This window comes from Serratia sp. BNK-23 (assembly GCF_047456145.1).
Taxonomy (GTDB): domain Bacteria; phylum Pseudomonadota; class Gammaproteobacteria; order Enterobacterales; family Enterobacteriaceae; genus Serratia; species Serratia nematodiphila.
The window spans coordinates 4800138-4825842 of the sequence record NZ_CP179900.1 but is presented as its reverse complement, the minus strand read 5'-3'; the positions used below and the strand labels follow the sequence as shown (position 1 = coordinate 4825842).

The following is a 25705-nucleotide window of genomic DNA, read 5'->3' as shown; positions in this document are numbered from 1 at the left end:
TGGCTGTGATGAATCCAGAAACAACGTCTGACAAGCATACCCCGGCGGTGGATAACGAACTCGATATCCGCGGCCTGTGCTGCACCCTGTGGCGCGGCAAACCGTGGATTATCGGCATTGCGGTGCTGTTCGCGGCGGTCGCGCTGATCGTTTCTTACCTGGTTAAGCAAGAGTGGAGCGCGACCGCAATCACCGACAAACCCACGGTGAATGCGCTGGGTGGTTACTATTCCCAGCAGCAGTTCCTGCGCAATCTGGACGTGCGCACGCTGCCGGCGATGGCCGGCGATCAGCCGAGCATCGCGGATGAAGCGTACAATGAGTTCATCATGCAGCTGGCGGCTTACGACACGCGTCGCGATTTCTGGCTGCAGAGCGATTACTACAAACAGCGTCAGGAAGGGGATGCCCGCGCCGATGCGGCATTGCTCGACGAGTTGATCAATAACATCCTGTTCACGCCGCGCGACGACAAAAAAGTCCCGAACGACGGCGTGAAGCTGACGGCGGAAACCGCCGCAGACGCCAACCGCCTGCTGCGCCAATATGTGGCCTTCGCCAGCCACCGCGCTGCCCTGCATCTGAACGAAGAGATTCAGGGGGCGTGGGCCGCTCGCACTACTTCGATGAAGGCACAGGTCAAGCGCCAGGAAGCGGTGGCGGAGTCGGTTTACAAGCGCGAGCTGAACACCACGCAGCAGGCGTTGAAAATCGCCGAAAGCCAGGGGATCAGCCGCACGCAAACCGACACCCCGGCAGAACAGTTGCCGGATTCGGATCTGTTCCTGCTGGGCCGGCCAATGCTGCAGGCGCGTCTGGAAGGCCTGCAGGCCTCCGGCCCGACCTACGATCTGGATTACGATCAGAATCGCGCAATGTTGGCGACGCTGAACGTTGGCCCGACGTTGGATGAGAAGTTCCAGACCTATCGTTATTTGCGCACGCCGGAAGAGCCGGTAAAACGCGACAGCCCGCGCCGGGTATTCTGGCTGATTCTGTGGGGCGCGATGGGCGCTTTGGTTGGCGCGGGTGTTGCCTTGGCGCGTCGGCCGCGTAGTTAAAAAATAATATAATAATCTGATGCAGGGCGCGTGAGCGCCCCATTCGCAGGCGGGGCCTGCGATTAACCGACCAAAAGAGATTCGCTGTGAAAGTGTTGACTGTTTTCGGCACCAGACCTGAAGCCATTAAAATGGCACCGCTGGTACATGCACTGGCCCAGGATGAGGCCTTTGAAGCAAGAGTCTGCGTAACGGCACAGCATCGTGAGATGTTGGATCAGGTATTGCGGTTGTTCGAGATCACGCCGGATTACGACCTGAACATCATGAAACCCGGCCAGGGGCTAACGGAAATCACCTGTCGCATCCTGGAAGGGCTGAAAGGGGTGCTGGAAGACTTCAAACCGGACGTGGTGCTGGTGCACGGCGATACCACCACCACGCTGGCGACCAGTCTGGCAGCGTTCTATCAACGCATCCCCGTCGGGCATGTCGAGGCCGGGCTGCGTACCGGCAATCTGTATTCTCCCTGGCCGGAAGAGGCCAACCGAAAACTGACCGGCCATCTGGCGATGTACCACTTCGCGCCGACCGAGAACTCGCGCCAAAACCTGCTGCGCGAGCTGCTGCCGGACAACCGTATTTTTGTGACCGGCAATACGGTGATAGACGCGCTGTTCTGGGTGCGCGATCGCGTGATGAGCGATGCTGCGCTGCGCGCCAGCCTGGCGCAGCGTTACCCGTTCCTCGATGCCGACAAAAAACTGATTCTGGTCACCGGCCATCGCCGGGAAAGTTTTGGCGGCGGTTTTGAGCGGATTTGCAGTGCGCTGGCGGAGATCGCCCGCAGCCACCCGGAAGTGCAGGTGGTGTACCCGGTGCATCTCAATCCGAATGTCAGCGAGCCGGTGAATCGCATTTTGAAAGGCATCGACAACGTCATGCTGATCGAGCCGCAGGATTATTTGCCGTTTGTCTATTTGATGACCCACGCTTACATGATCCTGACCGACTCCGGCGGCATTCAGGAAGAGGCGCCCTCGTTAGGCAAGCCGGTGCTGGTGATGCGCGACACCACCGAGCGCCCGGAGGCGGTAGATGCGGGCACGGTGCGCCTGGTCGGCACCGATGTGGCCAAAATTGTTGAAGCGGTGACCCGGCTGTTGACGGACGAAAGCGAATATCACGCGATGAGCCGGGCGCATAACCCATACGGCGACGGGCATGCCTGTCAGCGTATCCTCGAAGCTTTAAAGAATCATCAGGTGACACTATGAGTTTTGACACTATTTCGGTTATCGGCCTGGGTTATATCGGCTTGCCAACGGCGGCGGCGTTTGCTTCCCGCAAGAAAAAAGTGGTGGGCGTAGATGTTAACCAACATGCGGTAGATACCATTAACCGCGGCGCGATCCATATCGTCGAGCCGGATCTGGACAAAGTGGTCAAGGACGCCGTCGACGGCGGTTTCCTGCGGGCGGTGACCAAACCGCTGGCGGCCGATGCGTTCCTGATCGCGGTACCTACGCCGTTCAAGGGCGATCACGAGCCGGATCTGGCTTATGTCGAAGCAGCGGCGAAATCGCTGGCGCCGGTGCTGAAAAAAGGCGATCTGGTGATCCTGGAGTCCACCTCGCCGGTGGGCGCCACTGAACAAATGGCGGACTGGTTGGCGCAGGCGCGCAGCGATCTCAGCTTCCCGCAGCAAGCGGGCGAAGCGGCGGACGTGAATATCGCCTACTGTCCGGAGCGCGTGTTGCCGGGGCAGGTGATGGTAGAGCTGATTCAAAACGACCGAGTGATCGGCGGCATGACGCCGAAGTGCTCGGAACGAGCCAGCGCGCTGTACAAGATTTTCCTCGAGGGGGAATGCGTAGTCACCAACTCACGCACTGCCGAGATGTGCAAGCTGACGGAAAACAGCTTCCGCGACGTGAATATCGCCTTTGCCAACGAACTGTCGTTGATTTGCGCCGAACAGGGGATCAACGTCTGGGAACTGATCCGCCTGGCGAACCGCCATCCGCGGGTGAATATTCTGCAGCCGGGGCCGGGCGTAGGCGGTCACTGCATCGCCGTCGATCCGTGGTTTATCGTGGCGCAAAACCCGCAGCAGGCGCGTTTGATTCACACCGCACGCCTGGTGAACGACGGCAAACCGCTGTGGGTGGTCGACCGGGTGAAAGCGGCGGTGGCCGATTGCCTGGCCGCCACCGACAAGCGCGCGTCCGAGGTGAAAATCGCCTGCTTCGGCCTGGCCTTCAAACCGAATATCGACGATTTGCGTGAAAGTCCGGCGGTGGAAGTGGCGCACCTGATCGCCGAATGGCACGTCGGCGAAACGCTGGCGGTGGAACCGAACGTCGAACAGTTGCCGAAGTCGCTGGCGGGCCATGTGACGTTGACGCCAATCGCTGAGGCGTTGCAGCAGGCCGATGTGATTGTGATGTTGGTCGATCACCAACAGTTCAAGGCCATCCGGCCGGAAGAGATCAAGCAAAGCTGGGTGGTGGATACCAAGGGAGTCTGGCGTTGAAGCGTATCTTAGTCACCGGCGGCGCCGGTTTCATTGGCTCCGCAGTGGTGCGGCACATCATCGAAGCCACCGGCGACAGCGTGGTGGTAGTGGATAAGCTGACCTATGCCGGTAACCTCGAGTCGCTGGCGGTGGTGGCCGACAGCGAGCGCTATGCTTTCGAGCAGGTCGACATCTGCGATCGTGCCGAGCTGGACCGGGTATTTGCCCGCTATCAGCCGGACGTGGTGATGCACCTGGCGGCGGAAAGCCACGTCGATCGTTCTATCGACGGCCCGGCGGCGTTTATCGAGACCAACGTGGTTGGCACTTACACGATGCTGGAAGCGGCGCGCCATTACTGGCAGCCGTTGGCGGCGGAGAAGAAGCAGTCTTTCCGCTTCCATCATATCTCCACCGACGAAGTGTACGGCGACCTGCACGGCACCGACGATCTGTTCACCGAAACCACGCCGTATGCGCCGAGCAGTCCGTATTCCGCCTCCAAGGCATCGAGCGATCATCTGGTGCGTGCCTGGTTGCGCACCTACGGTTTGCCGACCCTCGTGACCAACTGTTCGAACAACTACGGCCCTTATCACTTCCCAGAGAAGTTGATTCCGTTGGTGATCCTGAATGCGGTAGCCGGCAAACCGCTGCCGGTATACGGCAACGGCGCGCAGGTGCGTGACTGGTTGTATGTTGAAGATCACGCGCGCGCGCTCTATCAGGTCGTGACCGAAGGCGTGGTAGGCGAAACTTACAATATTGGTGGCCATAACGAGCGCAAGAATATCGAAGTGGTGCAGACCATTTGCGATCTGCTGGAAGAATTGGCGCCAAATAAACCGCAGGGCGTGACGAACTACCGCGATCTGATCACTTACGTGAAGGATCGCCCAGGCCACGATATGCGTTACGCCATCGACGCCGGCAAAATCGATCGCGAGTTGGGCTGGCGGCCGCAGGAAACGTTTGAAAGCGGCATTCGCAAGACGGTCGCCTGGTATTTGGCTAACGAAACCTGGTGGCGCCGGGTGCAAGACGGTTCTTATGCCGGTGAGCGTTTGGGGTTGTCAGATTAATTTAACGCCGCGTCGCTTTGCGGCGGTGCGGCGGGTTTTGGAGTAAGTATGAAAGGTATTGTGCTGGCTGGCGGTTCCGGTACGCGTCTGCATCCGATCACGCGCGGCGTGTCCAAGCAACTGCTGCCGATTTATGACAAGCCGATGATCTATTACCCGCTGTCGGTACTGATGTTGGCAGGGATCAAAGACATTCTGATTATCTCCACGCCGGAAGATCTGCCTTCTTTCAAGCGTTTGTTGGGCAGCGGCGAAGCGTTTGGCATCAATCTCAGCTATGCCGAGCAGCCTAGCCCCGATGGCCTGGCTCAGGCATTTCTGATTGGCGAAGAATTCTTGGCCGGCGAGCCGAGCTGCCTGGTGTTGGGCGATAATATTTACTTTGGTCAGGGGTTCAGTCCCAAGCTGAGAAGCGTTGCGGCGCGCACCGCCGGTGCCACTGTATTTGGCTATCAGGTGATGGATCCCGAGCGTTTCGGCGTGGTGGAGTTTGACGACCACTTCCGCGCGCTGTCGATCGAAGAAAAGCCGGTTAAACCGAAGTCCAATTGGGCGGTGACCGGATTATATTTTTATGATGCTCAGGTGGTGGAGTTCGCCAAGCAGATCAAGCCGTCAGCTCGGGGAGAATTGGAGATCACCAGCATCAACCAGATGTATCTGGAGCGTGGCGAGCTGACCGTCGAGCTGCTGGGGCGCGGTTTTGCCTGGCTGGACACCGGGACTCACGACAGCCTGCTGGAAGCCAGTAGCTTCGTGCAGACGGTAGAGAAACGTCAGGGCTTTAAAATCGCCTGTCTTGAAGAGATCGCCTGGCGCAATGGCTGGCTGGATGATGAGGGCGTGAAACGCGCGGCTCAGACGCTGGCCAAAACAGGTTACGGCAAATACTTACTGGATTTATTGCATGCACGTCCACGCCAGTATTGAACCGCTGAATTGGGAGAGCGACTTCTTCCAATTGAAGAGCGCCAAGTTGCATTTCGACGACTCTGCGGCCCCCGTGAGCAACGCTGATTTGGATGCTTATGCGTTGGTGCAGGCTAAAATCCCCGCTTACCGATTGGAGTGGGCCGATGCACTGTCGGCGCTGGGCTTCCGGCTGGTCGAAGGCGAAGTGGATCTGGCCGTGAACATTGCAACTGGACGCGAGACGGTCGATACCGCTGCGGCCGGGGTGCGCATGGCCGTGCCCGAGGACATCCCGTCGTTGCGGGCTGCCGCCGGTGAGGTGTTCGCCGCCAGCCGATTTCGCGCACCGTGGTACGAGCGCACCGATAGCGGGCGATTCTATGCGGCCTGGATCGAAAAAGCGGTGCTGGGCACCTTCGATCATCAATGCTTGCTGGTATTGGGTAACCAGGGGCAACCTGAAGGCTTTGTCAGCCTGCGCGACATTGGCGGCCAGGAAATGCGTATCGGCTTGCTGGCGGCCTACCCCGGCGCATCAGGCCGGGGCATTGGTTCCAGACTGATGGCGGCGGCGCTGGCCGAATGTCGGCGGCAGGGGATGCAACGCCTGCGGGTTGCGACCCAGGTAGGCAATATCGCCGCATTACGACTCTATCAACGACAGGGTGCCGTGATTGAAAGCACCGCGTACTGGTTATACAGAGGTAGACATGATTCCATTTAACGCTCCACCGGTTGTTGGCACTGAACTGGAATATATGCAGGCTGCGATGAGCAGCGGCAAGTTGTGCGGCGACGGCGGTTTTACCCGTCGCTGCCAGCAGTGGATGGAACAGCGTTTCGGCAGCGCGAAAGTGCTGTTGACGCCTTCCTGCACCGCGTCGTTGGAAATGGCCGCCATCCTGCTGGATATCCAGCCGGGTGACGAAGTGATCATGCCGAGCTTTACCTTCGTTTCCACCGCCAACGCCTTTGTGCTGCGCGGTGCCAAAGTGGTGTTCGTCGACCTGCGTCCGGACACCATGAACATCGACGAAACCAAAATCGAAGCGGCGATCACCGATAAAACCCGCGCGATTGTACCGGTGCACTATGCCGGCGTTGCCTGTGAGATGGATACCATCATGGCGCTGGCGAAGAAATATAACCTCTTCGTGGTGGAAGACGCCGCGCAGGGCGTGATGTCGACCTACAAAGGCAAGGCATTGGGCACCATCGGCCATATCGGCTGCTTCAGCTTCCATGAAACCAAAAACTACACCGCCGGCGGCGAAGGCGGCGCGACGCTGGTGAACGATCCTGCCCTGATCGATCGGGCTGAAGTCATCCGCGAGAAGGGCACCAACCGCAGTCAGTTCTTCCGTGGCCAGGTCGACAAATATACCTGGCGCGACATCGGTTCCAGCTATCTGATGTCTGACCTGCAGGCCGCCTACCTGTGGGGCCAGCTGGAAGTGGCGGAACGCATCAACCAGCGCCGTTTGGCTCTGTGGCAGAAGTACTACGACAGCTTCCTGCCGTTGGCGCAGGCCGGCCGTATCGAGTTGCCGACTGTGCCGGCGGACTGCGAGCACAATGCGCACATGTTCTATATCAAGCTGCGTGATATCGACGATCGCACCGCCTTTATCGACTACCTGAAGGAAGCTGAGATCATGACGGTGTTTCACTATATCCCGCTGCATGCGTGCCCGGCCGGCGAACAGTTTGGCCGCTTTGCCGGTGAAGATCGCTATACCAGCCAGGAAAGCGCGCGCCTGGTGCGTTTGCCGCTGTTCTACAATATGTCCGATGCTAATCAACGTACGGTAATCAATACCATCCTGAGCTTCTTCGCCTGATATGTCGTTGGCAAAAGCGTCGATATGGACCGCCGGCTCCACGCTGATCAAGATTGGCGTGGGGCTGTTGGTGGTGAAACTGCTGGCGGTGGCGTTTGGCCCCAGCGGCGTGGGGCAGGCGGGTAACTTTCGCCAGTTGATCACCGTGCTGGGCGTGCTGTCCGGCGCGGGCATTTTTAACGGCATCACCAAATACGTGGCGGAGTACCATCAGGACTCGCAGCGTCTGCGCCTGGCGGTCGGTACCGCATCGAGCATCGTGCTGGGTTTTTCGACCTTGCTGGCGCTGGTGTTTTTGTTCGCCGCCGAGCCGATCAGCATCGGGCTGTTCGGGCATGCCGATTACGTCGGCGTGGTGCGCGCCGTCGCCTTCATTCAGATGGGCATCGCCTACGCCAACCTGTTCATGGCGGTGCTGAAAGGCTATCGCGACGCGATGGGCAACGCGCTGGCGGTGATCGGCGGCAGCCTGATCGGCGTGATGGCTTATTATCTGTGCTTCAAGCTGGGGGGCTATGAAGGCGCGCTGGCAGGGCTGGCGTTGGTGCCGGCGTTGGTGGTGCTGCCGGCCGGGCTGATGCTGTGGCGGCGCAAAACGTTGCCGCTGCGCTACCTGGCGCCGCGCTGGGACAAAGGGGTGGCCGGCAACCTCGGCAAATTCACCCTCATGGCGTTGATCACCTCGGTGACGCTGCCGGTGGCCTACGTGATGATGCGTAACCTGTTGGCCGCGCATTACGGTTGGGATGAGGTGGGGATCTGGCAAGGCGTCAGCAGCATTTCCGATGCCTATCTGCAGTTTATCACCGCCTCGTTTACCGTCTATCTGCTGCCGACGCTGTCGCGGTTGACGGACAAGGGCGCCATCTCGCGGGAGATCGTGCGCTCGCTGAAATTCGTGCTGCCGGCGGTAGCGGCGGCGAGCTTTACGGTGTGGTTGCTGCGTGATTTCGCCATCTGGCTGTTGTTCTCGGACAAGTTCGTCGCCATGCGCGATCTGTTTGCCTGGCAACTGGTGGGCGACGTGCTGAAAGTCGGGGCCTATGTGTTCGGCTATTTGGTGATCGCCAAAGCGTCGCTGCGCTTTTATATCCTGACGGAAGTCAGCCAGTTTCTGCTGCTGACGCTGTTCTCGCACTGGCTGATCCCACTGCGCGGCGCGCTGGGGGCGGCTCAGGCCTATATGGCAACCTACATCGTGTATTTCGCGCTCTGTAGCTGCGTGTTTCTTATTTATCGTAGACGAGTATGACCATACTGATTCACGTTCTGGGATCCGATATCCCACATCATAACCAGACGGTGCTGCGCTTCTTCAACGACGTGTTGGCGCCGCGTCTGCCGGCTGAGCAGACGCGGCATTTTATGGTGGCGGCCAAGGATGTGGCGGCACTGGGAGATTTCCCCGCCCTGAACATTGAGCCCTACGCGGACAAGAAAAGCCTGGCGGCGGCGGTCATCGCGCGCGCCCAAGCCGATCGCGATACGCGTTTCTTCCTGCACGGCCAGTTCAACCCGGGGCTGTGGCTGGCGCTGCTGAGCGGCAAGATCAAGGCGCGTCAGGTCAGTTGGCATATTTGGGGCGCCGATCTGTATGAGGACGCCACCAGCTGGAAATTCCGGTTGTTCTATCTGCTGCGCCGCATTGCGCAGGGGCGGGTAGGGAATGTGTTTGCCACTCGCGGCGACGTGATTCACTACCAGCAGCGCCATGCGCGGGTGCCGGCCTCGCTGCTGTATTTCCCTACCCGCATGGATCCGGCGCTGACCGACGTTCACGTCGAGAAAAACCTGGCCGGGCCGATGACGATTCTGGTGGGCAACTCCGGCGATCGCAGCAATCGGCATATCGAAGCGCTGCAGGCGATTCATCAGCAGTTCGGCGCCGACGTGCGCGTGATCCTGCCGATGGGTTATCCGGCCAACAACGATGCTTACATCGAGCAGGTGCGCGCCGCCGGGTTGCCGCTGTTCGGCGAGAAAAACCTGCAGCTGCTCACGCAGCAGGTGGCATTCGAGGACTACCTCAATATTCTGCGCGCCTGCGATCTGGGCTATTTCATTTTCAATCGCCAGCAGGGGATTGGCACCCTGTGCCTGCTGATTCAGTTCGGCGTGCCTTTTGTGCTCAGCCGGCAAAACCCGTTCTGGCAGGATTTGGCGGAACAGCACCTGCCGGTGCTGTTCTACGGCGATTCGCTGGACGAGGCGGTGGTGCGCGAAGCGCAGCGTCAGCTGGCGGCGGTGGATAAACAGGCGATCGCCTTCTTCAATCCGAACTATGTTGACGGCTGGCAGCAGGCCCTGGCGCTGGCGGCGGGAGAGCACTCATGACGTTGGCGCAATTCGGCGGCCTGTTTGTCGTCTATCTGGTCAGCCTGACGTTTATCCTGACGCTGACCTACCAGGAGTTTCGGCGCGTGCGCTTTAACTTCAACGTCTTCTTCTCGTTGCTGTATTTGCTGACGTTCTATTTCGGCTTCCCGTTAACCTGCCTGCTGGTGTTTCAGTTTGACGTCGAGGTGGTGCCGGTGGAGTTTCTGCTGTATGCCCTGCTGTCGGCGACGGCGTTTTACGCCATCTATTACGTCACTTACAAGACCCGGCTGCGCAAGCGCCGCACTCAGCCGCGCGCGGCGCTGTTTACCATGAACCGGGTAGAGACTCATATGACCTGGGTGCTGCTGGCGCTGGTGGCGATCGGTACCGTTGGGATCTTCTTCATGCAGAACGGCTTCCTGCTGTTCAAGCTCAATTCCTACAGTCAGATCTTCTCCAGCGACGTGTCCGGCGTGGCGCTCAAGCGGTTCTTCTACTTCTTCATTCCGGCGATGCTGGTGGTCTATTTCCTGCGGCAGGATCTGCGCGCCTGGTTTTTGTTCCTGGTGGCGACGGTGGCGTTCGGTATTCTGACCTACGTGATCGTCGGCGGCACCCGTGCCAACATCATTATCGCTTTCGCGCTGTTCTTGTTTATCGGCATCGTGCGCGGCTGGATCACGCTGTGGATGCTGGCGGCGGCGGGCATATTCGGCGTGGTCGGCATGTTCTGGCTGGCGTTGAAGCGCTATAGCCTGGACGTCAGCGGCGCGGAAGCGTTTTATACCTTCCTCTATCTGACCCGAGACACCTTCTCGCCGTGGGAAAACCTGGCGCTGCTGCTGCAAAATTACGACAAGATCGATTTCCAGGGCCTGGCGCCGATCTTGCGTGATTTCTACGTCTTTATCCCAACCTGGCTATGGCCGGGCCGGCCGGACGTGGTGCTGAACTCGGCCAACTATTTCACCTGGGAAGTGCTGAACAACCACTCCGGGCTGGCGATATCCCCGACGCTGATCGGTTCGCTGGTGGTGATGGGCGGCGCGCTGTTCATCCCGCTCGGCGCGATTCTGGTGGGCATGATCATCAAGTGGTTCGACTGGCTGTATGAGCTGGGCAAAACAGAGCCGAACCGCTATAAGGCGGCTATCCTGCAAGGATTCTGCTTCGGCGCGGTGTTCAACATGATCGTGTTGGCGCGTGAAGGGGTGGACTCATTCGTGTCGCGCGTGGTGTTCTTCTGCATTATTTTCGGCGCCTGTCTGGTGCTGGCGAAGTTGCTGTATTGGCTGTTCGATACCGCCGGGCTGATCAAGGCCAGAGTGACGCGCGCCCGCGCGCTGGCCTCTTCCCCACGGGCGGACGGTCTTTTGTAAGGGTAATGACGACGATGGAAACAAAGATTTCGGTGCCGCAGTATGAGCTGCGCGGTTTCAGCCTGTGGGGCTTTCGCGATATGGCGCACTGTATGGATTTTCTGTTCGACGGCGGCCGGGTCAAACAGGGCACGCTGGTGGCGATGAATGCGGAAAAGATCCTGAAGGCGGAAGAGGACCCGGCGCTGCATGCGTTGCTGGATGAAGCGGAGTACAAGTACGCCGACGGCATCAGCATGGTGCGCTCGATTCGCCGCAAATACCCGGCGGCGGATGTGTCGCGCGTCGCGGGCGCCGATCTGTGGGAAGCGTTGATGCAGCGCGCCGGCCGCGAAGGCACGCCGGTCTTCTTGGTCGGCGGCAAGCCGGAAGTCTTGGCGGAAACCGAGCAGAAGCTGCGCAGCCAGTGGAATGTCAACCTGGTGGGCAGCCAGGACGGCTATTTCAAACCGGATCAGCGAGAGGCGTTGTTCGAGCGTATTCGCGCCAGCGGCGCCGCTATCGTGACGGTGGCGATGGGATCGCCGAAGCAGGAGATCCTGATGCGCGACTGCCGCAAGGTGCATCCGCAGGCGCTGTATATGGGCGTGGGCGGCACCTACGACGTTTTTACCGGCCATGTGAAGCGTGCGCCCAAGGTGTGGCAGAACCTTGGTCTGGAATGGCTCTACCGCCTGCTCAGCCAACCCAGCCGCATCGGCCGGCAGTTGAAGCTGTTGAAGTTTGTCGGCTACTACTACAGCGGCAAGATGTAACCTCTCATCCGGGGTGGAAAGTGCTGTTCCGCTCCGGACTGCTGTACCAATAATCTGCTTTTGCCTATTTCTCCCGCATATCTATAACCCCCAGCCCTAAACGTCGCCGCATTTATTCCATAAAGTTTTAAATTGCGGTTTGCTTATAGCGGCGAAATGCGAAACGATACCGCCCGGAAATTATCCCTGGCCGCTGAAGCCTGATGCGACAGCGCTGAACGATGTTCTTCTCACGGTAACTTCGCTCCGACTACCCGTTGATGCCAACCCGAACGGCAGGGGATGATTTATTCTTTTAATAATGACAATAACGACCGGCAGCGGCCGGCAGGCAAACACAACCCGAGAAAAATTATTGAGGATTTATGGCACACAAAGAGAAACCGCAAGGGCTACACCGAGGCCTTGAGGCCCGGCACATCGAGCTTATCGCTCTCGGGGGCACCATTGGTGTCGGCCTGTTTATGGGATCGGCCAGTACGCTGAAATGGGCCGGGCCGTCGGTACTGCTGGCTTACATCATCGCCGGGCTGTTCGTGTTCTTCATTATGCGTTCGATGGGGGAGATGCTGTTCCTCGAGCCGGTCGCCGGGTCGTTCGCCGTTTACGCGCATAAATACATGAATCCCTATTTCGGCTACCTGACCGCCTGGGGTTACTGGTTTATGTGGATCGCCGTCGGCATTTCTGAGATCACCGCCATCGGGGTGTATGTGCAGTTCTGGTTCCCGGAAATACCGCAGTGGGTGCCGGCGCTGATCGCCGTGGCGATGGTGGCGCTGGCCAACCTGGCGGCGGTGCGCCTGTATGGGGAGCTGGAGTTCTGGTTCGCCATGATCAAGGTCACCACTATCATCGTGATGATTCTGGTGGGGCTGGGGGTGATCTTCTTCGGCTTCGGCAACGGCGGTGAACCTATCGGTTTCGCCAATTTGACGGCGCACGGCGGTTTCTTTGCCGGCGGCTGGAAAGGCTTCCTGTTTGCGCTGTGCATCGTGGTGGCGTCCTATCAGGGGGTTGAGCTGGTGGGCATCACCGCCGGGGAAGCCAAGAACCCGCAGGTGACGCTGAAACGCGCGATCAACAATATCCTGTGGCGCATCCTGATCTTCTATGTCGGCGCGATCTTCGTCATCGTGACCATCTTCCCGTGGAACGGCATCGGCACCACCGGCAGCCCGTTCGTGCTGACCTTCGCCAAGATCGGCATCGTCGCCGCCGCCGGCATCATCAACTTCGTGGTACTGACCGCCGCGCTTTCCGGCTGCAACAGCGGCATGTACAGCGGCGGCCGCATGCTGTACGCCCTGGCCAAGAATCGCCAACTGCCGGCGGCGCTGACCAAGCTTTCCGCCAGCGGCGTGCCGGTCAACTGCATCGCCGTCACCATCGGCTGCCTGCTGGTGGGATCTGCGCTGAACTACATTATCCCGAATCCGGAGCAGGTGTTCGTCTATGTCTACAGCGCCAGCGTGCTGCCGGGCATGGTGCCGTGGTTCGTGGTGCTGATAAGCCAGCTCTATTTCCGCCGCGCCCATAAGGAAGCGATCAAAAACCACAGCTTTAAGTCGATCATGTTCCCGTATGTGAACTATCTGACCATCGCTTTTCTGGTTTGCGTGCTGGTCGGCATGGGAATCAACCCGGATACGCGGATTTCCCTGCTGGTCGGGGCGATTTTCTTAGCGGGCGTCAGCCTGTGCTACTTCGCTTTCGGCATGCATAAGAAACATCATCCGGCTGAAAATCGGGTAGAAACACGGCAATAAACGGTGAAAAGGGGCTACGGAGTGCGCTTTCCCGCGCAGGAGTGAGCAAAGCGTAATCAAACGCAACATTTCTGCGAAAAAGCACTAGACAGGATTGGCGTAAATCCGTAGTATCCCCTCCCGCAACGGCGCTACGCGCCCGTAGCTCAGCTGGATAGAGCGCTGCCCTCCGGAGGCAGAGGTCTCAGGTTCGAATCCTGTCGGGCGCGCCATTAAGTTTGTGCGCAGGAGCTGCGGTGGTAATATTACCGCGTGAGTAAGAAGAAGTAGTAATGGTGGCTATAGCTCAGTTGGTAGAGCCCTGGATTGTGATTCCAGTTGTCGTGGGTTCGAGTCCCATTAGCCACCCCACTTCCTGATGAAGTGAAGATTTAGCAGTATTTTGTGACAGTGCGAAGGTGGCGGAATTGGTAGACGCGCTAGCTTCAGGTGTTAGTGTTCTTACGGACGTGAGGGTTCAAGTCCCTCTCTTCGCACCACGCAAAATATCTGATAAATATAAGATTTATATGGACAACGGTCTGATAAATCGGGTAGTATGAGCAACACAAATCGGCGAGTAGCGCAGCTTGGTAGCGCAACTGGTTTGGGACCAGTGGGTCGGAGGTTCGAATCCTCTCTCGCCGACCACATTCGAAAAACCTGCTTTTTAAAGCAGGTTTTTTTTCGTCTGCAGTTTATGAGGATGAGTACCTCCGCAGGAGGAGCCTCGCGAAGCGAGACGAGAAGGCAGGCCCGCGCAGCAATGTGCGGGCTTTTGGCATCCATGAGGGCTGGCATCTTGTGCCTGCCTGTGAGCATGTTGGTTTTCAGCGACATGACCATCCAGCGCTGTCGTCAGGTTGAGACAAATAATTTATTGATTTTAAAAGATAAAACCGGATTTGGCTTAAGCCGTCGTTTTGAAGCGACATTCTTATAACGGCCGCTGGCATGGAATGCCAGGGAGAGGTATCAGGCAGGAAGGGTGGGGGAAGTATAAATTATTTATATTTCAATGCATTGAATTAAATTTCCCATTGGAAATGGGCTCAATCTAAAAGTTGGCACGTCAAATGCAATACCTATAGCGTAGATGCTCATTCCACCTCTTATGTTCGCCTTAGGCTTCATAAACCCTGGGAATGACGCAGAGCCGATTTAGGGTGCCTATCGCCCACGAGAACGATGACTAACCCGTCATCACGCTCAGGGCAAAACGTTGAGTGAGGCACCGCCCCTGTTGTCCTAGACCTGATTGCTTCTTTATACACTTGCCATACGGCAAGTGTTTTTTTTGCGCCACAGAAAACCCTGGGCAAAAAAAAGCGCGGCATCGGAGCCGCGCTTTTCTCACTTGGGCAGGGCGTTATTCGCCGCCGTTCTGTTTCAGCGTCAACATCAGTCCCTCACGTCGCATCTGCGCCGCTTCATCCGAACGATGCAGTTTTTCCAGCGTATCGGCCAACCAGGCGTAGTCGTAAGCATCCGGGCGCTGTTTCAACGCTTCGCGGAAAGCGTCGGCCGCTTGCTGCCACTCGCCGTGCTTCATCAGCAGTTGCCCCAGCGTGCTGTTCAGCAGCGGCGTCGCGCCGTGTTGCTTCATCTGCTGACGCAGCGCTTTTTCCAACTGCTCGGGGTTGCCGGACTTCAGCCGCGGCAGCAACAGCACCAGGCGCTCGTCATATTGGCGCTTCAGGCTGTCGAGCACAATCTCCTGCGCCAGTTCGTGGTCGTTGCATTCGATCAGGTGCTCCACCATCGCGATTTGCAGCGGCACTTCGTGACGCGTCTTGCGGCTCTGATCTTTCCACCAGCGCTTCAGGCCTTCGCTGCCTTCGTCCGCCATCGCCTGATTCATCAGCCCGATGTAAGCCTGTTGCTGCAACGCCTGCAGCTGCTCTTCACTGTGCAGCTCGATTTTACGCATCGACGGCAGCACTTCCAGCAGCGACGCATAGGCGCCGGTGCGCAGATAGGCTTGTTCCGCCAGGCGCAACACTTCCGGATGGCGCGGCGCCTGGTTCAGCAGGCGATCGACGCCGTGGCGCGCGGCATGGTTCTCGCCCTGCGCCAGCTGGATGCGAACCCGGGTGATATCCACCGGCAGCTGATCGGTATCGGCGGCTTCAGCGGCGCGCTCCAGATATTGGTTGGTACGGAAGTCATCGCCGCGTTGCTGTGCGGCCTCGGCGGCCAGCAGGTAGTTCACCACCGGTTGCTCAGCGTGATCGGCGTTGCGCGTCATCAGCTTTTCAACCTGTTTGTAGTCGCCTTCCGCCAGTTTGATCAGCGCGGCTTTGGTTTGCTGGCGCGCGCGGGTGCGCTTGCGGCCGATAAACCAGCCGCGCGTGCGGGCGCCGGTACGGAAGATGCGGCGCAGGATCCACTCGATCGCCAGCAGCAGCACGAACAGCAGCACCAGCATGATCACCAGGCCGGTGACACTGGTTTCAATATTGTAGTTATCGGTCTGGATCAGCACATAGCCCTGATGCCCGGCCAACATCGGCCCGAGCACCACGCTGGCGATCACCACCAGAAACAGAAATAGCACGCGTAACATGGCTTAACCCTCCTGGTGAGCGGCAGGTGACTGGGTCATCAGGTTGCGCACCCGGGTCTGCATCACTTTTTCCAGCAGCGGCTGGCTCTTCAGCTGATCCGGCACATCCATCGAGATCGACTGTTGGCTCAGGTTGTCCAGTTCTTCCAGGAAGGCCTTGGTCGCCGGGTCGGTGGTGTCGAAATAGGCGCGCACCCAGGTGGAGACGGTTTCCAGCGACTGCTTGTAGGTCTCGTTCTGATGGCGCGGGATGGCCTGTGCGGCCACCAGCAGGCGCGAACGGATGTTCTCGCGCAGGTAGATGTCCTGGTTCGGCGCCAGCAGCGGTTCGGCGCTGGTGTCGCGGCGGCGGATGGTGATGAAGTCGGCCATGAAATTGCGCCAGCTCTTGGCCAGGTTCTGCCGCCATTCGCCGATCGAGCCGGAGAGCTCGCTGCTGTTTTGATCCATCGGCGCTTCGTCGGTGTCGTTGTCCGCCAGGCGCAGGTTATCCACCTGATTGGACAGCTGATTGACCTTGAGGATAATGCCGTCGTAATCGACCTGGGTCAGCGTGGAAAGCGTGCTGATGTCTTCGGTAATGGCGCGGCGCACGTCGAGCAGGCTCGGATCGTTCATGTCCGCCAGGCTGGCGTCGGCGCTTTTCAGCAGCGCGGCGGCGCTGGTCACGTCCTGATCGCTCCACAGCTTGCGGCCGGCCATTTTCACCAGGAAATCGGCCTGCGCCAGCAGCCAGGTTTTGGCGTCGCTGCCGGAGATGGTCGCCACTTTTTCCTGCAGCTCGCTCAGTTGGCGCGCCAGATTCGCCTGCTCGCGATCGGCGGCGTCCAGGGTTTTACCCTGCTGCTGCAGCAGGCCTTCCAGCGCGTTTCTTTCCTGCTGTTGGCTCTGCTTTACGCCTTCAAGCTGCTGTTGCAGCGCCTGATTGGCGGCGATCAGCTGTTGCGCCTGCTTGTGCGTGTGGTAATAGCCGCCCGCGCCGAGGGCGATGACCAGCACGATAGCGATCGCGCCGAGCACCGGGCCGGTGTTCTTGCCTTTGCGGCTGGCAGCGGCTGGCTGCTGGGAGCTCTCAACCGCGGTGGTTGGCTCTTCAACCGGGGCGGATGGGGTATTTTGTTCCGTCATAGTGGCACATCCCATAGTCAGATTATTGTAGCGCGCGGATCAGCGCGTCATTATCGGCGTTGTCAGCTACCCGAATCGTACGCCAGCCCAAGTCCTGGGCGAGGGTAGCCAGGCGTTCGCTCACTACTACCAGGCGGCAACGCAGCAGCCATGAAGAACGATAGTAATCAGGAACTAAAGTATAGAGCTGTTGTAACATTTCACCGCTGGTCACCACCAGCGTATCCACACCGGCGCGCTGCCAGTGGGCGCTTTGCTCGCTGCCGTCATAGTGCACCGGGCTGCGTTGATAGCATTCATAATAGCTGACGTCGGCGCCGCGCTCGCTCAGCGTCGACCCCAACAGTTCGCGGCCGCCGTTGCCGCGCAAAATCAGCGCGCGTTTGCCCGCCAGCTTTTGCAGCGCCGGCAGCAGCAGCAGCGTTTCGCTGATCTCGCGTTCGCGCGGGTACTCCACCGGCAAACTGCTGATGCGGTGCAGCGCCAGGCCGGTGGTGCGGCCGATGGCGTAATAAGCCAGGTGAGCGGGCCAGCTCAGCCCGGCGCGGCCGATAACCGAATCGGCATAACTCACCGAATGCTGCGACAGCACGAACACCAGATCGCCGGCGCTAAGCTGCTGCAACGCCTGCGGCAGCTTCGGCAGATCGCCGCCGGGGGCGAAGTCGATCAGCGGTGCATGATAGGCAACCCGGCCGAGCGCGCGCAGCCGGCTCACCAGCAGCTCTCCCGAAGGCGATGGGCGGGTTACCAGAATGGTCATGCCGGCGGATTTCCCTGATAAACTTCGCGCAGGATCTCGCGCGCGCCGCGCGCCAGCAGCTCTTCCGCCAGCTCAACGCCCATCCGTTCGGCCTCGGCGGCCGGGCCGCGGCGCTCGCCGCGCACCATCTGGCTGCCGTCCGGCGCGCCGACCAGGGCGCGCAGCCACAGGCTGTCGCCATCCAGTTCGGCATAGCTGCCGATCGGTACCTGGCAGCCGCCTTCCAGGCGGGTGTTCATCGCCCGTTCGGCGCGCACGCGGGTTTCGGTGGCCGCATGGTTCAGCGGCGCCAGCAGCGCGCGGGTGACGCTGTCGTCGAGACGGCATTCAATGCCGACCGCACCCTGGCCGACCGCCGGCAGACACTCTTCGGCGCTCAGCGGGCTGCGGATGCGTTGCTCCAGACCTAAACGCTTCAGGCCGGCCACCGCCAGGATAATCGCGTCGTAGTCGCCGTTGTCCAGCTTGGCCAGGCGAGTGCCGACGTTGCCGCGCAGGTCGCGCACGATCAGATCCGGGCGGCGTTCACGCAGCTGGCACTGGCGGCGTAGGCTGGAGGTGCCGACCACGCTGCCCTGCGGCAGCTGATCGAGCGAGGCGAAACGATTGGAAACAAAAGCGTCGCGCGGATCTTCGCGTTCGCAAATGGTGGTCAAACCGAGCCCGGCAGGGAAATCGACCGGCACGTCTTTCATCGAATGCACGGCGATGTCGGCGCGGCCTTCCAGCAGCGCCAGCTCGAGTTCTTTAACAAACAGGCCTTTACCGCCGACTTTCGCCAACGGCGTATCCAGAATAACGTCGCCGCGGGTGACCATCGGCACCAACTCGACCTGCAGGCCGGGATGGCAGGCCATCAGACGTTGCTGCACATAATGTGCTTGCCAAAGAGCAAGCGGGCTTTGTCGGGTGGCAATTCGAATAATTTTGTCTAACATGCTTGTTACCGTTTTTATATTTCGCCATCCATCCTACCACTGAGAGCCAATACTGTCAGTGCAAGAAGCCGGAGGCGGAAAAAGGACAACGGAATCAAAGGGACGTGTGATGTGCTTTGGGGCAGTTAACACTGCGGGTAAATCGTTTAGGGAAGCGCTACAATAATTGTGAAGCGTTACCTCCTTTACGGTCAATCAGCAAGGTGTTAAATTGATCACGTTTCCAGCAATAAGTCGCCAAATATTCTTCTTACACTAACGGCGCTTATGGAATACGGGTTTTTTTCTAAACACCGGGATAATCAGGCGAGACGTCTTGTACCTCTACATCGAGACATTGAAGCAGAGACTGGATGCGATCAATCAGCTACGCGTCGATCGCGCCCTGGCGGCTATGAAGCCCGCGTTTCAACGGGTATACAGTCTGCTGCCCACCTTACTGCACCACCACCACCCGCTGATGCCGGGTTACCTGAACGGTAACGTTCCCCACGGCATTTGCCTCTACACGCCTGATGAAACTCAACAAGATTACCTGAACGATTTAGAAGACAAATGGGGCAGCCCGTTTGACAAACCGGCCAGCGGCGAGCTGCCGATCACCGGCGTCTATTCGATGGGCAGCACCTCGTCTATCGGCCAAAGCTGCAGCTCGGATCTCGATATCTGGGTCTGCCACCAGTCCTGGCTGGACAACGAAGAACGCACCCGCCTGCAGCAAAAATGCAGCCTGCTTGAGAAGTGGGCCGCCTCGATGGGGGTGGAAGTCAGCTTCTTCCTGATCGACGAAAACCGTTTCCGCCATAATGAAAGCGGCAGCCTGGGCGGCGAAGACTGCGGCTCGACGCAGCACATCCTGTTGCTGGACGAGTTCTACCGCACCGCGGTGCGCCTGGCCGGCAAACGCATCCTGTGGAACATGGTGCCGGGCGAAGAAGAAGCGCACTACGATGAATACGTGCTGTCGCTGTACGCGCAGGGCGCGCTGACGCCGAACGAGTGGCTGGATCTCGGCGGCCTGAGTTCGCTGTCGGCGGAAGAGTACTTCGGCGCCAGCCTGTGGCAGCTGTACAAGAGCATCGATTCGCCTTACAAGGCGGTGCTGAAGACCCTGCTGCTGGAAGCCTATTCCTGGGAATACCCCAATACCCAGCTGCTGGCGACGGACATCAAACATCGCCTGCATCAGGGCGAGATCGTCAGCTTCGGGCTCGACGCCTACTGCATGATGCTCGAGCGCGTGACCCGCTATCTGACCGACATCAACGACACCACCCGCCTCGATCTGGCCCGCCGCTGTTTCTACCTGAAAGTGTGTGAAAAGCTGTCGCTGGCCAAGGCCTGCGTCGGCTGGCGGCGCGAGATCCTCAGCCAACTGGTCAGCGAGTGGGGCTGGAGCGACGAGCGTCTGGCGATGCTGGACAACCGCGCCAACTGGAAGATCGAGCGGGTGCGCGAAGCGCATAACGAGTTGCTCGATGCGATGATGCAGAGCTACCGCAACCTGATCCGTTTCGCCCGCCGCAATAACCTCAGCGTCAGCGCCAGCCCGCAGGATATCGGCGTGCTGACCCGCAAACTGTATGCGGCGTTCGAAGCGCTGCCCGGCAAGGTGACGCTGGTGAACCCGCAGATTTCGCCGGACCTGTCGGAAAACGATTTAACCTTTATTCATGTGCCGGTTGGCCGCGCCAACCGCACCGGCTGGTACCTGTACAATCAGGCGCCGGCCATGGATTCGATAGTCAGCCATCAGCCGCTGGAATATAACCGCTACCTGAACAAGCTGGTGGCCTGGGCCTATTTCAACGGCCTGCTGACGCCGCAGACCCGCCTGCACATCAAGAGCGGCAACCTGTGCGATACCGCCAAGCTGCAGGAGCTGGTGGCCGACGTTTCCCATCACTTCCCGCTGCGCCTGCCGGCGCCGACGCCGAAAGCGCTGTACAGCCCGTGCGAGATTCGCCATCTGGCGATCATCGTCAATCTGGAAAACGATCCGACCGCCGCGTTCCGCAATCAGGTGGTGCACTTCGATTTCCGCAAACTGGACGTGTTCAGCTTCGGCCAGCAGCAGCAGTGTCTGGTGGGCAGCATCGATCTGCTGTACCGCAACTCCTGGAACGAGGTGCGCACTCTGCATTTCAGCGGCGAGCAGTCGGTGCTGGAAGCGCTGAAAACCATTCTCGGCAAAATGCATCAGGACGCCGCGCCGCCGGAGTCGGTGGAAGTGTTCTGCTACAGCCAGCACCTGCGCGGCCTGATCCGCACCCGCATTCAGCAGTTGGTATCGGAATGCATCGAGCTGCGCCTGTCCAGCACCCGGCTGGAACCCGGCCGCTTCAAGGCGGTGCGCGTCGCCGGGCAGACCTGGGGGCTGTTCTTCGAGCGCCTGAGCGTGTCGGTGCAAAAACTGGAGAATGCGGTGGAGTTTTACGGTGCCATCTCCAACAACAAGCTGCACGGCCTGTCTATCAAGGTGGAAACCGATCAGGTGCATCTGCCGCCGGTGGTGGATGGCTTCGCCAGCGAAGGGATCATCCAGTTCTTCTTCGAAGACACCTCGGATGACAAGGGTTTCAACATCTATATTCTGGACGAGTCGAATCGGGTGGAGGTGTATCACCACTGCGAGGGCAGTAAAGAAGAGCTGGTGCGCGACGTCAGCCGCTTCTACTCTTCATCGCACGATCGTTTCACCTACGGCTCCAGCTTCATCAACTTTAACCTGCCGCAGTTCTATCAAATCGTGCAGCTCGACGGGCGCACGCAGGTGATCCCGTTCCGCAGCAACGTGCTGTCCAGCCTGTGCGTGACGGTGGCCGACGGCGCCGCTCAGCCGCTGAAGCAGCAGTTCCAGCTGCATTGACGCCGCAAGGGCTCGGTGGCCGAGCCCCGCATTGCCTCAGGAAAAACGCAGTTCCTCACCGGCCTGCGCGCTGGCCGCTTCGCTGAGCAGTTGGTAAAACGGCTGCCCGCTGCGATCGCATAACCAGACGCCGTCGCGGTAGTTGAAGTGGTAACCGCCGGCCTTGGTGGCGAGCCACACCTGGTGCAGCGGCTCCTGGCGGTTGATGACAATTTTGGTGCCGTTTTCGAAGCTCAGCGTCATCACGCCGCCATTGGTTTCGTAATCGATGTCCGCATCGCCGTCAAAATCGTCCAGTGTCTCTTCAATATTCAGCATCAGCTGGTCGGCCAACTGGTGAAACTCGCTGTCGTTCATATTCAATTCCTATTGCTTTTCATGATCCACCTGCGATTATAGAGACCTTGGACGCATGAATTACAGGCATTAATGCAAATGAAAAAACAACTACGCTATGCGCTGATGGCAGTTCTGGTTACCGGCCTCGCCGGCTGTGGTCTGAAAGGCCCGCTTTACTTCCCGCCTGCCGACCCCGCCAGCCAAAAACCGGCCAAGCCGCCGGTGCAAACGGGCGATCAGGTGCAAAAGAACCAGCAGGAGCAGTCTGGCTCTCAGCAAAAACCGTCGATGGTTGACCAGTAACACCCTGTTTGCGGTGGCGAGCGCCGCCGTAAAATCAAGACGGATAGCGCGTCCAGATAGCGGAGTATGATATGCAGTTCTCCAAAATGCACGGTCTGGGCAACGACTTTATGGTGGTCGATGCCGTTACACAGAATGTCTATTTTTCACCTGAGCTGATCCGCCGGCTGGCCGATCGGCACCTGGGCGTCGGCTTTGACCAGATGCTGGTGGTAGAACCGCCTTACGATCCCGAACTGGATTTTCACTACCGAATTTTTAACGCCGACGGCAGCGAAGTGGCGCAGTGCGGCAACGGCGCGCGTTGCTTCGCGCGCTTCGTGCGGCTGAAAGGGCTGACCAACAAACGCGACATCCGCGTCAGCACCCAAACCGGGCGCATGGTGCTCAGCGTCACCGACGACGATCTGGTGTGCGTCAACATGGGTGAGCCGAATTTCGACCCGCAGGCGGTGCCGTTCCGCGCCGCCAAGGCTGAAAAGACCTACATCATGCGCGCCGCGGAACATACCGTGTTGTGCGGCGTGGTGTCGATGGGCAACCCGCATTGTGTTTTGCAGGTGGACGACGTAAACACCGCCAAGGTGGAGCTGCTCGGGCCGGTGCTGGAAGGGCATGAACGCTTCCCGGAACGGGCCAACATCGGCTTTATGCAGGTGGTCAGCCGCGATCATATCAAGCTGCGCGTTTATGAGCGCGGCGCCGGTGAAACGCAGGCCTGCGGCAGCGGCGCCTGTGCGGCGGTGGCGGTGGGGATCCAACAGGAATTGCTGTCAGAAGAAGTGCATGTAGAGCTGCCGGGCGGCAGCCTGCATATTCGCTGGAAAGGGCCGGGCAACCCGCTGTTTATGACCGGTCCGGCAACCCATGTCTATGACGGATTTATTCATCTATGAAAAGCGTAGAAGAACAGAGCGTCGCCGGCCTGGCGCTGGATGACGACACCGTGATGCAGTATCTGCTGCAGAACCCGGATTTCTTTATTCGCAACGCGCGCCAGGTTGAGCAGATGCGCGTGCCGCACCCGGTGCGCGGCACCGTTTCGCTGGTGGAATGGCATCTGGCCCGCCAGCGCAATCACATCGAACGGCTGGAAGAAGAGATCACGCTGCTGATGGAGCAGGCCAGCGCCAACGAAGGGCTGTTCGCCAGGCTGCTGCACCTGCAGGCCGATCTGGCCACCGCCGACAGCCTGCAGGACATGCTCAACCGGCTGCAGCGCTGGGCGCGCGGCTTCGGTTTGGCCGGCGCCACGGTGCGCCTGTTCGCCGAGCGCTGGAATATCGGCGCGCCTTCCGATTTCACCCATCTGGCGCTGACGCGTTCGGCGTTCGAGCCGTTCCGCATCCAGCGGCTGGGCAGCGAACAACACTACCTCGGCGGCCTGAACGGCCCCGAACTGCTGCTGCTGTTGCCGCAGGCCAAACAGATCGGCCAGATTGGTTCGGTAGCGCTGTCGATGCTGGGCGACGATGGCGAGCTGGGCATGGTGATCTTCAGCAGCCGCGATACGCAACATTATCAGCAGGGCATGGGCACGGTAATGCTCAATCAACTGGCGCGCATGCTGCCGGAACTGCTGGAACGCTGGATCGAACGCGCATGACGCCGATTGCGCCCAGCCTGCAGCAGCCGGTGGACGCTTTTCTGCGTTATCTCAAGGTAGAACGGCAACTCAGCCCGCTGACGCAGCTCAGCTATTCACGCCAGCTGACGGCGCTGATGTGCCTGGCGCAGGAGATCGGCGTCACCGACTGGGCGGCGCTGGATGCCGCCCGGGTGCGCATGCTGGCGGCGCGCAGCAAACGCGCCGGCCTGCAGTCCGCCAGCCTGGCGCTGCGGCTCTCTTCGTTGCGCAGTTTCCTCGACTGGCTGGTCAGCCAGGGCGTGCTGCACGCCAACCCGGCCAAAGGCATCCGCACGCCGCGCAGCGGTCGCCATCTGCCGAAAAATATCGACGTCGATGAAATGAACCAACTGCTGGAGATCGATCTCAACGATCCGCTGGCGGTGCGCGATCGCGCCATGCTGGAGGTGATGTACGGCGCCGGCCTGCGTCTTTCCGAGCTGGTGGGGCTGGATTGCCGCCATGTCGATATGGCGGCCGGCGAGGTGTGGGTGATGGGGAAAGGCAGCAAAGAGCGTAAACTGCCGATCGGACGCACCGCCGTCACCTGGCTGGAACACTGGCTGGCGATGCGCGATCTGTTTGGGCCGCAGGATGATGCGATGTTTCTGTCCAATCAGGGGCGACGCATCTCGACGCGCAACGTGCAAAAGCGCTTCGCCGAATGGGGCGTGAAACAGGGCGTCAACAGCCACATTCACCCGCACAAACTGCGTCACTCCTTTGCTACCCACATGCTGGAGTCCAGCGGCGACCTGCGCGCGGTGCAGGAGCTGCTCGGCCACGCCAACCTGACCACCACGCAAATTTATACCCACCTCGACTTTCAACATCTGGCGAACGTGTACGATGCCGCGCATCCGCGCGCCAAACGGGGGAAATCCTGATGCATTTTTATCGCCCGCTGCGCCCGCTGGCGGCGCTGACTTTCGATCTGGACGACACGCTGTATGACAACCGTCCGGTGATCCGGCAAACCGAGCAGCAGTCGGTGGCCTTCCTGCAGAGCTACCATCCCGGCCTGAACAGCTTCCAGTCGGCGGATTTCCACCGTCTGCGCCAGGAGCTGCGTGAGCAGGATCCGGAGATCTACCACGACGTCACCCAGTGGCGCTGGCGCGCCATTCATCTGGCGCTGAGCCAGCAGGGGCTGCGCGACGCCGAAGCCGCGATCGGAGCCGATGCGGCGATGCAAAACTTCGCGCTGTGGCGCAGCCGCATCGAGGTGCCGGAAGCGACCCACGCCACGCTGAAGGCGCTGGCCGCGCGCTACCCGCTGGTGGCGATCACCAACGGTAACGCCGATCCGGCGCAGTGCGGCCTGGACGGTTACTTCCAGTTCGTGTTGCGATCCGGGCCGGACGGGCGCGCCAAGCCGTATCAAGACATGTATCACCTGGCCGTCGAACGGCTGGGCGTGGCGCCCGGGCAGATCCTGCACGTGGGCGACGATCTGACTACCGACGTCGCCGGCGCGCTGCGCGCGGGGCTGCAGGCCTGTTGGATCAACGATCGGCAACGCTGCCTGATGCAGGCCGCCGACAGCCGCCTGCTGCCGCATATTGAGATTTCGCAGTTGGCATCGCTGACAGCATTGTTATAATCCCTGCCAGAACT

General features: G+C 59.7%; 23 protein-coding genes and 4 tRNA genes. 22 read left to right on the top strand and 5 right to left on the bottom strand.

From position 1 onward, the window contains the following. The first annotated feature begins 8 nt into the window (after positions 1-8). The 16 genes from wzzE to ACMGF9_RS22890 all read left to right on the top strand — a co-directional run bounded on the left by wzzE (position 9) and on the right by ACMGF9_RS22890 (position 14206). Positions 9-1061 (top strand): ECA polysaccharide chain length modulation protein, encoded by a 1053-nt coding sequence (gene wzzE, locus ACMGF9_RS22965; RefSeq protein WP_021505188.1) that lies wholly within the window; start codon positions 9-11, stop codon positions 1059-1061. 86 nt (positions 1062-1147) lie between these two features. After that, positions 1148-2278: a non-hydrolyzing UDP-N-acetylglucosamine 2-epimerase gene (gene wecB / locus ACMGF9_RS22960; RefSeq protein WP_004934198.1), complete on the top strand. Its 1131-nt coding sequence runs from the start codon at positions 1148-1150 to the stop codon at positions 2276-2278. Continuing rightward, the gene (wecC, locus tag ACMGF9_RS22955; protein ID WP_015376252.1) at positions 2275-3537 is read left to right on the top strand and encodes a UDP-N-acetyl-D-mannosamine dehydrogenase; all 1263 of its coding nucleotides are present in this window, start codon (positions 2275-2277) and stop codon (positions 3535-3537) included. Before wecB ends, wecC begins: the two co-directional genes overlap by 4 nt. Then, on the top strand, positions 3534-4601 hold the full coding sequence (gene rffG / locus ACMGF9_RS22950) for a dTDP-glucose 4,6-dehydratase (RefSeq protein WP_015376253.1): 1068 nt from the start codon (positions 3534-3536) through the stop codon (positions 4599-4601). The genes wecC and rffG overlap by 4 nt, the downstream gene beginning before the upstream one ends. A gap of 48 nt (positions 4602-4649) precedes the next feature. Continuing rightward, positions 4650-5531 carry a glucose-1-phosphate thymidylyltransferase RfbA gene (gene rfbA / locus ACMGF9_RS22945; RefSeq protein ID WP_015376254.1) on the top strand — a complete coding sequence of 294 codons (882 nt, stop codon included), beginning with the start codon at positions 4650-4652 and terminating at the stop codon, positions 5529-5531. Beyond that, on the top strand, positions 5509-6237 hold the full coding sequence (rffC, locus tag ACMGF9_RS22940) for a dTDP-4-amino-4,6-dideoxy-D-galactose acyltransferase (RefSeq protein WP_118892565.1): 729 nt from the start codon (positions 5509-5511) through the stop codon (positions 6235-6237). Before rfbA ends, rffC begins: the two co-directional genes overlap by 23 nt. Continuing rightward, entirely contained in the window at positions 6224-7354 is a 1131-nt protein-coding gene (gene rffA, locus ACMGF9_RS22935; RefSeq protein ID WP_048326565.1) for a dTDP-4-amino-4,6-dideoxygalactose transaminase, read from the top strand. The genes rffC and rffA overlap by 14 nt, the downstream gene beginning before the upstream one ends. Before the next feature lies 1 nt (position 7355). Continuing rightward, a complete protein-coding gene (gene wzxE / locus ACMGF9_RS22930; RefSeq protein ID WP_015376257.1) occupies positions 7356-8606 on the top strand; it encodes a lipid III flippase WzxE in 1251 nt (416 codons plus the stop codon). After that, entirely contained in the window at positions 8603-9688 is a 1086-nt protein-coding gene (locus tag ACMGF9_RS22925) for a TDP-N-acetylfucosamine:lipid II N-acetylfucosaminyltransferase (RefSeq protein ID WP_015376258.1), read from the top strand. Before wzxE ends, ACMGF9_RS22925 begins: the two co-directional genes overlap by 4 nt. Then, entirely contained in the window at positions 9685-11052 is a 1368-nt protein-coding gene (wzyE, locus tag ACMGF9_RS22920; RefSeq protein ID WP_015376259.1) for an ECA oligosaccharide polymerase, read from the top strand. Before ACMGF9_RS22925 ends, wzyE begins: the two co-directional genes overlap by 4 nt. Positions 11053-11066: 14 nt before the next feature. Continuing rightward, a complete protein-coding gene (gene wecG, locus ACMGF9_RS22915; protein ID WP_004934224.1) occupies positions 11067-11807 on the top strand; it encodes a lipopolysaccharide N-acetylmannosaminouronosyltransferase in 741 nt (246 codons plus the stop codon). Positions 11808-12172: 365 nt separating this feature from the next. Continuing rightward, positions 12173-13576: a bifunctional threonine/serine APC transporter ThrP gene (gene thrP, locus ACMGF9_RS22910; protein ID WP_004934226.1), complete on the top strand. Its 1404-nt coding sequence runs from the start codon at positions 12173-12175 to the stop codon at positions 13574-13576. A gap of 135 nt (positions 13577-13711) precedes the next feature. Further along, positions 13712-13788: transfer RNA gene (locus ACMGF9_RS22905), tRNA-Arg, on the top strand. Between the two features lie 63 nt (positions 13789-13851). Then, positions 13852-13927 (top strand) — tRNA-His (locus ACMGF9_RS22900). A gap of 41 nt (positions 13928-13968) precedes the next feature. Then, positions 13969-14055, top strand: a tRNA-Leu gene (locus ACMGF9_RS22895). 74 nt (positions 14056-14129) lie between these two features. Continuing rightward, a tRNA-Pro gene (locus tag ACMGF9_RS22890) sits at positions 14130-14206 on the top strand. A gap of 718 nt (positions 14207-14924) precedes the next feature. Here the strand turns inward: ACMGF9_RS22890 and hemY are convergent. The 4 genes from hemY to hemC are packed head-to-tail and all read right to left on the bottom strand — an operon-like array spanning position 14925 to position 18950. Further along, positions 14925-16121, bottom strand: a complete 1197-nt coding sequence (gene hemY / locus ACMGF9_RS22885; RefSeq protein ID WP_261438525.1) for a protoheme IX biogenesis protein HemY — start codon at positions 16119-16121, stop codon at positions 14925-14927. A gap of 3 nt (positions 16122-16124) precedes the next feature. After that, positions 16125-17249 (bottom strand): uroporphyrinogen-III C-methyltransferase, encoded by a 1125-nt coding sequence (gene hemX, locus ACMGF9_RS22880; RefSeq protein WP_015376260.1) that lies wholly within the window; start codon positions 17247-17249, stop codon positions 16125-16127. Between the two features lie 22 nt (positions 17250-17271). Continuing rightward, positions 17272-18012 (bottom strand): uroporphyrinogen-III synthase, encoded by a 741-nt coding sequence (gene hemD / locus ACMGF9_RS22875; RefSeq protein WP_088381130.1) that lies wholly within the window; start codon positions 18010-18012, stop codon positions 17272-17274. Continuing rightward, positions 18009-18950, bottom strand: a complete 942-nt coding sequence (gene hemC / locus ACMGF9_RS22870; RefSeq protein ID WP_004934233.1) for a hydroxymethylbilane synthase — start codon at positions 18948-18950, stop codon at positions 18009-18011. Before hemC ends, hemD begins: the two co-directional genes overlap by 4 nt. 316 nt (positions 18951-19266) lie before the next feature. Here hemC and ACMGF9_RS22865 point away from each other — a divergent pair, with 316 nt between their 5' ends. Further along, positions 19267-21819, top strand: a complete 2553-nt coding sequence (locus ACMGF9_RS22865; RefSeq protein WP_015376262.1) for a class I adenylate cyclase — start codon at positions 19267-19269, stop codon at positions 21817-21819. Positions 21820-21855: 36 nt separating this feature from the next. Here ACMGF9_RS22865 and cyaY read toward each other — a convergent pair whose 3' ends face one another. After that, on the bottom strand, positions 21856-22176 hold the full coding sequence (cyaY, locus tag ACMGF9_RS22860; protein ID WP_015376263.1) for an iron donor protein CyaY: 321 nt from the start codon (positions 22174-22176) through the stop codon (positions 21856-21858). Positions 22177-22254: 78 nt separating this feature from the next. On the opposite strand from cyaY, the gene lptM reads away from it, so the two are divergent. The 5 genes from lptM (at position 22255) to yigB (ending at position 25691) form a co-directional block, all read left to right on the top strand. Beyond that, positions 22255-22461, top strand: a complete 207-nt coding sequence (gene lptM / locus ACMGF9_RS22855) for an LPS translocon maturation chaperone LptM (protein WP_004934241.1) — start codon at positions 22255-22257, stop codon at positions 22459-22461. A 71-nt stretch (positions 22462-22532) separates the two neighbouring features. After that, positions 22533-23357 (top strand): diaminopimelate epimerase, encoded by an 825-nt coding sequence (gene dapF, locus ACMGF9_RS22850; RefSeq protein ID WP_015376265.1) that lies wholly within the window; start codon positions 22533-22535, stop codon positions 23355-23357. After that, complete coding sequence (locus ACMGF9_RS22845; protein WP_004934247.1) at positions 23354-24067, top strand: DUF484 domain-containing protein; 714 nt, start codon at positions 23354-23356, stop codon at positions 24065-24067. Before dapF ends, ACMGF9_RS22845 begins: the two co-directional genes overlap by 4 nt. Beyond that, entirely contained in the window at positions 24064-24975 is a 912-nt protein-coding gene (gene xerC, locus ACMGF9_RS22840; RefSeq protein ID WP_015376266.1) for a tyrosine recombinase XerC, read from the top strand. The genes ACMGF9_RS22845 and xerC overlap by 4 nt, the downstream gene beginning before the upstream one ends. Then, a complete protein-coding gene (gene yigB, locus ACMGF9_RS22835; RefSeq protein WP_414160444.1) occupies positions 24975-25691 on the top strand; it encodes a 5-amino-6-(5-phospho-D-ribitylamino)uracil phosphatase YigB in 717 nt (238 codons plus the stop codon). Before xerC ends, yigB begins: the two co-directional genes overlap by 1 nt. Positions 25692-25705 lie beyond the last annotated feature (14 nt).